This is a genomic window from Mesorhizobium sp. M7A.F.Ca.CA.004.04.2.1 (assembly GCF_004022825.1).
In the GTDB taxonomy this organism is placed as follows: Bacteria; Pseudomonadota; Alphaproteobacteria; order Rhizobiales; family Rhizobiaceae; genus Mesorhizobium.
Map to the genome: position 1 here is coordinate 1 of NZ_RZPH01000199.1, position 7239 is coordinate 7239.

Below are 7239 nucleotides of genomic sequence, written 5' to 3' on the forward strand. Positions count from 1 at the left end.
GCTCTCTTTTGTGCCTTCTCCCGGCCTTGAACAAGGATGCGCGCCATAGATCGCGCGCAGCCATTTGCGCTGAGCGATGGCGTTAGGGTCTCGCTCGCTGCCGACGATGCGGGAGACAATCTCGGCGCGGACGCGATCGATCGGCCCCTGCTCGAAGCGCGGCGCGTTCAGCGCGAGCCGAAGCAGGCCGAACGCCGCGTCCTGCTTTTTGGAAAGCATGCACATCGATCCGTAGATGTCGTCGCTTTGCGCGTCCAAACTCATTTCGGCGCCGGCATGGTCGAGCTTCACCTGGAAGGCACCGCTGTCGTAATGGCCAGCGCCTTCGATGAACAGGCCGGCCATCAGTTTGGCCATCCCCTCCTTCCCGACCGGGTCCTGCTTGGTGCCGCCCTTGAAGGCAAAGCCGATGTTGACGATTTCCACTGTGTGGTCCTCCACCAGCCAGGCGATGATGCCCTTTTCGGACTTCACCTCCTGGATGTTCATCGCAGCATGGGGCCGAGCGCCGAGCGTCATCTCTTGATTCTCCGTCTTGGGCAAGAGATAGCCCGTGGTCGAACGGTCGAACGCGAGATAGCGGGCGGCAACTGCTTTGATTTGCTCGGGGGTAACCTTGCGGATGCGATTCGGCCGTTCCTCGACATCCTTCACGGTACCGCCGGTGGCCAGCGTCGAGCCGTAGATGCTGGCGAGCCAGTCCAGGTTGTCTTCCGCAAAGATCATATTGAGCAAATAGTGGTCCTTGGCCTTGCCTAGTTCCTCGTTGCTGACACCATCCTCGGCAATGCGGGCAACTTCGGCAGCGGCCGCCGCTTCGAGATCAGCCAGCTTGGCATCGCCGCGCGGTGCGCCATAGATGGCGAACTTGGTGTCGTCGAGCATAGTGCCCTGGAAATAGACGCGGGCGCTGGAAGCGAAACCTTGCTGGACAGCGAGCGCCTGGTAGAGCCGGCCGCGGTTACCGCCGCCGAGAATTTCGGCCAGCAGGTCGAGCGCTTCGGCCTCGCCCGGCTTGGCGGTGTGGTAGGACGGCACCACCCACTGCGTCGAAAAACTGGGCACGCTGACGCGGGCGTCTGAGAGCGTGACGGTGCGCCTGGTGTTCTGCTCGGGCTCAACCGGCCGGATGCGCGGCGGCAGGTCAGGTCCGCGCGCCACCTTGCCATAGGTCTTTTCGGCCAGCGCCCGCACCGTGTCCGGTTCGACATCGCCGGCCACGATTAGCACGGAGTTGTTGGGCCAGTAGTACTTTTCATAGAAGACGGTGGCGTCGACGCGGTTCAGCTGCTCGATCTCCTGCATCCAGCCGATGATCGGGATGCGATAGGGGTGGTTCTGCCACAGCGTCGCGTCGATCTCCTCATGGAGAACGTCCTGCGGGTTGGTGTCGGTGCTTGAGCGGCGCTCCTCGATGACCACATCGCGCTCGGTCTTGACGACATCGTCGGTCAGGATGAGGTTTCGCATTCGGTCGGCCTCGAAGCTCATCATCAGCTCGAGCGCCGACGGCGCCACTGTCTGATAGAAGGCGGTGTAGTCGGAGGAGGTGAAGGCGTTGTTGGAGCCGCCGATCTCGAACACTGCGCGGTCGAATTCGCCGCCCGCATGGTTGGTCGTCGCCTTGAACATCAGATGCTCGAAGAAATGGGCGATGCCGGATTTGCCCGGCGGCTCGTCGGCGCTGCCGATCTTGTACCACACCATGTGGGTGACGATCGGCGCCCGGTGGTTGGGAATGACGACCACCTCCATGCCGTTGTCGAGCACGAAATCCCTCGCCTTGCCGTCCTCCCATGCGACGGGGATCGGAGCCGGCCCCGCGCCGACCAACTCGGACGCAACGGACGTCCTGCGAAGCCCATGAGTGCGGGGCTTGCTTGGTAGTTCTGGTAGGGAGAGTGGGGTTATGGGCTGCGTTCCTGGCAAAGTGATCTGTTCCTCATTTTGAAGGATCTATGTCTCCCGAACGCCTATTGGGAGAAAGTGGATCGGCACGCGACGCCGAGCCACATGAGCCGTCAGCGTGTTGCTGGGCCTGACGCGAGCCTCATCTTTGGATGCGTCCGGGAAACTTTCGGCATGGTGAGGCCATGGGAAGTCTGCTCGTTATCCATTGGGTGTTTGCGGATACCTGAGCATGCCCCGTGCCAAGTAAGAAAGCCCCGATTCGCAAGGTTTGATCCAACCTTGATACTTGCGATATCCGACATTGTCGGGCATCCGACAGAAAGCGCCTTTCGCCGGCGCGCCGGCTATGACGCTCGCCTCCTCCGGCGTGACGACGATCCTTTGGCGGGCGCCGCGCACACCGATCTGCCCGCCTATCAGCACCGCGACATCGAAGGACAGCGCGATCGTGACTGGATGGGTCTTACGCAAACATGCAGCAGTGCCACCGCGATCAGGACTTCATCCGCCCCACAAAGACCCGAGCGCGAGGGACGACGTGTAAGGCAACATGTCATCCTCGATAATGATGCCGCGCATAAAGAGGTAAGGTCCCTCGTCGAACCGGCGAGCCCCTTCGCTGGGTCTCGCGAGGGTCTGGTTTGCGAACGTCGACCGACAGCATCACGGCATGGGCGGCCCCATCGGTAGGCAAGCATTGACCGTGCCATCAGCGTTGAGGCAGCGCAGAGCCCAATTTCCCGGTGCCAGCCGGTACGTTGGAGCTTCAACTGTGGCCAGCCAAGCGGGCCGAGGCCGTGAAACTCCTGATACCCTGGACCGTCCGGATTGCAACGCACGACGCCTTGGTCTCGCGCCAACGTCCATTGACGCTCAGCGAAGCATCATGCGGACGAGCTGGGAAAGCTTGGCCGGGCCGGCGCCTTCCCAGGCGCATGGGACGCGCGACGACCCATGTGGACCTTGGATTTCACTACGCACTTACGCTGCTTTGGCCTTGTCAGCAGCCTGAGCATAAAGCGTGCTCAGCTTTCAGGGCGAGCCTCTTTCATGTTGATAGCATCTGTCGTCATTCAGGATCGCCCCATTTTCGCATGCCGCTTGCAGCTTTCAGACTGTTGTCAGCCAGGGCCGCCATAAAGGGTCTCGTTTAACGCATTCGGGAGGCTTCATCACTCGACCACATTAATTTCGGGCGGTTCGCCGGCGCTCCGAATGGCACTTAACACCAGATCCTCTCCAAACCCGTGATGATCCAAGAGGAAAACGAAAAATCCCTAAATCATAAAAAAGCACCGATACGGTCGGCTCCAGGCTGATGAAATTGCGGTCTCACTGGCCACGCACGATACTTGCGATGGCGATGGCCATTGCAAAGGCCGGTCAAGCACCCAAGACGCTGACAAGCACGCCTCCGACCAAAGCTCGATCGTTGGCAGCCTTTCTAGCCGTATACTTGGGGCATTTTGGGACGGCGATCCGGACGCCGATTAAAACCTGCCGGTCGTCTAAATGGAATGGTTGGTCCGGGTCCTTACTGGACCTGCGCCAACCCGATCGGGCCGGCGCACAGGGGCACCCAGACAATTGGACACGTCGCCTTTGCGCGGCGGCTTGCACTTTCTCGGATGGCCTTTTTTCTCCCCGGGCGAAATCGAGCGAGCGGTGAGGCGGAGCCTTCGATTTTGCCGATCATGTCGTGTCGCTTCGATCGAACTGCTCAGACGATGATAGCGGCATTGATTGCCGCGGCCGAAATGCGTTGTGTGAAGTACGATTTCTACGCCGTATACATACTGCCGTACAGTTCGCCCTGTCAGCAGCCTTGCCAGCAATCCGCCCTGTGTCCAACTGTCGTCGAATTCACCGGTGTCATTGAGGAATTCGTATGATCGCCTCGAAACCATCATTGCGACCGCGGGCGGGCGACGCAAGCTCTAGACTGCCACCGATCCGCTGGATAACCATGTTAGCGATATGTAGACCAAGGCCTGAGCCCGCAGCAGGAGTAGCACCACGACTAAATCGCTTTGTAAGCCCTTCGAGGTCGGGGAGGGGCACCACCGGTCCGGCGTTTGCAATAGCGATGGTTCCATCAGTTTGGACGGAAACTGTTGTCGGAACAGTGGGCAGTCCATGTATCAGCGCATTCTCGATCAGGTTACGAAGGAGGATCCCAAACGCATCGACATCCACTTTGCGCATCAAAGTGGTGCAGCCGTCGACGTTAAGATGCAGGCGTCCGGCATATTGCGGCTTTTTCCTCAGGTCGTCGATTTCCAGCCGAACCGATCGGACAAGATCGATCGCGTGATCCGCCATGCCAACCCCCGATTCGGCTTGAGCGAGCTGAAGCACTTTTTCGACAAGGCGGCCAAGGCTCGACAGCGCTTGCTCGATGCCGCGCGCACGCATTTTGGCCGACCCATTGGGAAGCTCGGCCACTAATCTCTGCATCTGAGCGATTGAACCTGCGATCGGCGTGCGCAGTTCATGCGCACTGTTTGCGGCGAACTCGCGTTCGGCCTCGAGAGCCGCCCGCAGACGATCGAGAAGCCGATTGACGGATGCCGCGATTGGAGCCAACTCTGCCGGGAAATCGCCCAAGTCCATTGGTGACAGATTGCCGCCGTCGCGCGATCCGATCTGCTGTCGCAGTACCTCGATTGGCCGCAGCGAGCGCCGGATCACGATCCACCAAACAGCTAAGCTAAAGGGCAGGAGCACGAGTGTCGGAAGGAAGACAAAAAGTGCGCCCTTCGCGATTGTGGTACGGCGGCCATCAAGCGGTTCGGCCAACCGATGATACACGCCGTCTTGGATCTCCTCTGTGTAGACGCGGTAATCAGCGTTTCGCCAAAAGCCGTTACTCAGGGGAGCATCAGGGAAGGGCTGCTGACCCTCTTCCGGTTCAGAAATAAGCACTACCCCGTACTTATTAATAACCTGCTCACGATAGGTCCAGTACTTTTCATAAGTTGGCAAGTGGTTATTGTATTGATCAACGTGTTTTCCATTCAAGACCTTGATCAGCTCTGGTTTTCTGTACTCTGCGCTCGCCTGGAGCAAGTCATCCGAACTTTCGTTTACATTATTGCAAAAAATGAACGCAGCAATGGTTGGGGCGGCGATCCAAACCAGGAGCGTTGCCCCGCCTAACCACGATATCAGCTTTCTCGTCATGCTGTTCGAGTTCGTCATGTGACCACGAGCCTGTATCCGGAGCCACGCACGGTTGCTATTCTATCCCCGCCGATCTTCTTACGGAGCCGGCTGACATAAACCTCCACTGTGTTGCTCTCGAACTCCGAATTGAATGAATAAAGCGCGTGCTCGATCCTCCCCTTTGAAACGACCGAACCGGGCCGGCGTAGAAGGCAGTCGAGCACCGCCCATTCGCGTCCAGACAGGTGGACCTCCTGCCCGTCGCGGAAGAGGCGTCGCTCGGCTGCCTGTATGGAAAGCGTCCCAACCGAAAATTGCGGCTCCGGAAAATGCCCTTGGCGACGTGCCACTGCACGGATGCGTGCCGAGAGTTCCCCCAGATCGAACGGCTTGACCAAATAGTCGTCGGCGCCAGCGTTGAGCCCCTCGATGCGATGCGAAATCCGATCGCGGGCTGTCAGAATGATGACCGGCGTTGTATTAAGCCCCTTGATCAGCTCCCGCAGATAGTCGATGCCATTGCCGTCCGGCAGGTGAACGTCGAGCAAAATAAGGTCGTAGCCGGCCACAGCTGCATGACCGCGCGCTTCGGACAGGTTCTTGGCCCAGTCGACCGCGTGGCCACCAGCCACCAAATGATCGTGCACAGCACTTCTAAGGTCGTCGTCGTCTTCAATGAGCAGTATTCGCATCAGGCTGCCGAGCTCCGGTATGAGGGCAAGGCTCCTGCCTTATTGATCGAAGCTGACAGTAGGCTGAACCGGCGCCAGCGAATATCTGGGGGCTTTCAGGCTGCTGTCAGCTACAATTGCAAGAAAGGGGTCGTTAACAAAGCCAAACGAAGAGGCCTTATGAAACCCCTCCTGATCTCGGCACTTTTGCTCAATGTGACCACCGGCGGCTGTACACTGGTTGGCGGGCAATTCGACGTGGCGGTCAACGAATGGCAGCCGCGCCACGCGTCAATGTCCAGGCTTGAAACTGACAGGTGTCTTAAATACGAGGGCACCGTAGCGGGTGCCTCCAGTTATCGAACAGTGCCTAGCAGGTCAGAAGTGCACTTTGACCATAGGGGTCGTCCGTATTTTCGGCGCTCGCGAACAGAGTCGACGGTCAATCGATGCGCCACTGCCAGAGTCTGGAACGGTCAAGTGTTTGTTATCCCCCGTCCGGGCCATATTCTCTGCCGAGGACCAAGAAGGCCCTATTTTCGGTGCCCACGAACAGAGCCAACGGTCAATCGATGCGCCACTGCCAGGGTCTGGAACGGTCAAGTGTTTGTGATCCCCTGTCCCGGCCGTGTTCTCTGCCGAACTCGCCCTTGTAGTCGGCACACCAAAGATCGTTAGGGCGACAGCCGTTTGAAAGTGGTGTCCCCGTCGCCCTGTTGCGCCTGCGCTTGCGGCGCTCGACCATGCCGTGGCGGTCGAGCACGGCATGCACGGTCGAGATCGCGGGCCGGTGCACATCCGGATACAGCCGGGCCAGCCGCTCGCGTATCTTCGGCGCACCCCATGTCGGCTTGTCTTGCTTGAGGCGCACAATCAGCTTCTCGATTTGAAACGGAAGCTGATTGGCGTGGCGATAGGGCCGCCGCGATCGGTCCGTCAGCCCCTCCAGGCCGCTGTCGTTGTAGCGCGTGAGGATCTTGTAGCCGGTCTTGCGCGAGATATCGAACTCCCGGCAAAGCACCGCCATCTTCTCGCGTCCAGCAGCCGGGCGACGAACTTCAGCCGCTCTTCCATGACGTTGCACTCCTTCCAAGGCACCTTGCTCTCCTTGCAAAGGGCCGAAAGTGTAACCCATCTATCCGGAATGAACTGTCACCCATCTCTCGGGAAGGGCAGTCATGGCCAAGGCAACTGGAAGCCGAATTTTCTTTTAGAGTATGAATCAGCGCCGTCTGCCGAAAAGCGCGTCCACGATCTTCCCTTTTGAAACGACCGTGCAGGGCTGGGGCAGACGGTAGTCGAGCACCGCCCATCCGCGTCAAGTCAGGTAGACCTCCTGCCCGTCGCGGAAGAGGCGTCGCTCGGCTGCCTGTATGGAAAGCGTCCCAACCGAAAATTGCGGCTCCGGAGAATGCCCATGGCGACGTGCCACTGCATGGATACGCGCTGAGAGTTCCCCCAGATCGAACGGCTTGACCAAATAGTCGTCGGC

2 protein-coding genes and 2 pseudogenes are annotated in these 7239 nt (G+C 59.3%); all 4 read right to left on the reverse strand.

Going from position 1 to position 7239, the window contains the following annotated elements:
* Window positions 1–528 precede the first annotated feature (528 nt).
* A pseudogene (locus EN893_RS11725) lies at window positions 529–1833 on the reverse strand (pitrilysin family protein); the annotation flags it as partial.
* A 1950-nt stretch (window positions 1834–3783) separates the two neighbouring features.
* The gene (locus EN893_RS11730) at window positions 3784–5112 is read right to left on the reverse strand and encodes a HAMP domain-containing sensor histidine kinase (RefSeq protein WP_127267035.1); all 1329 of its coding nucleotides are present in this window, start codon (window positions 5110–5112) and stop codon (window positions 3784–3786) included.
* On the reverse strand, window positions 5109–5768 hold the full coding sequence (locus EN893_RS11735) for a response regulator transcription factor (RefSeq protein ID WP_127267036.1): 660 nt from the start codon (window positions 5766–5768) through the stop codon (window positions 5109–5111). Before EN893_RS11735 ends, EN893_RS11730 begins: the two co-directional genes overlap by 4 nt.
* A 619-nt stretch (window positions 5769–6387) precedes the next feature.
* Window positions 6388–6821 (reverse strand): annotated as a pseudogene (locus tag EN893_RS11740) (helix-turn-helix domain-containing protein); the annotation flags it as partial.
* Window positions 6822–7239: the final 418 nt, after the last annotated feature.

Coding starts and splice junctions, on each gene's coding strand:
- EN893_RS11730 (WP_127267035.1), bottom strand. CDS start 5,112: ATGACGAACTCGAACAGCATGACGAGAAAGCTGATATCGTGGTTAGGC.
- EN893_RS11735 (WP_127267036.1), bottom strand. CDS start 5,768: ATGCGAATACTGCTCATTGAAGACGACGACGACCTTAGAAGTGCTGTG.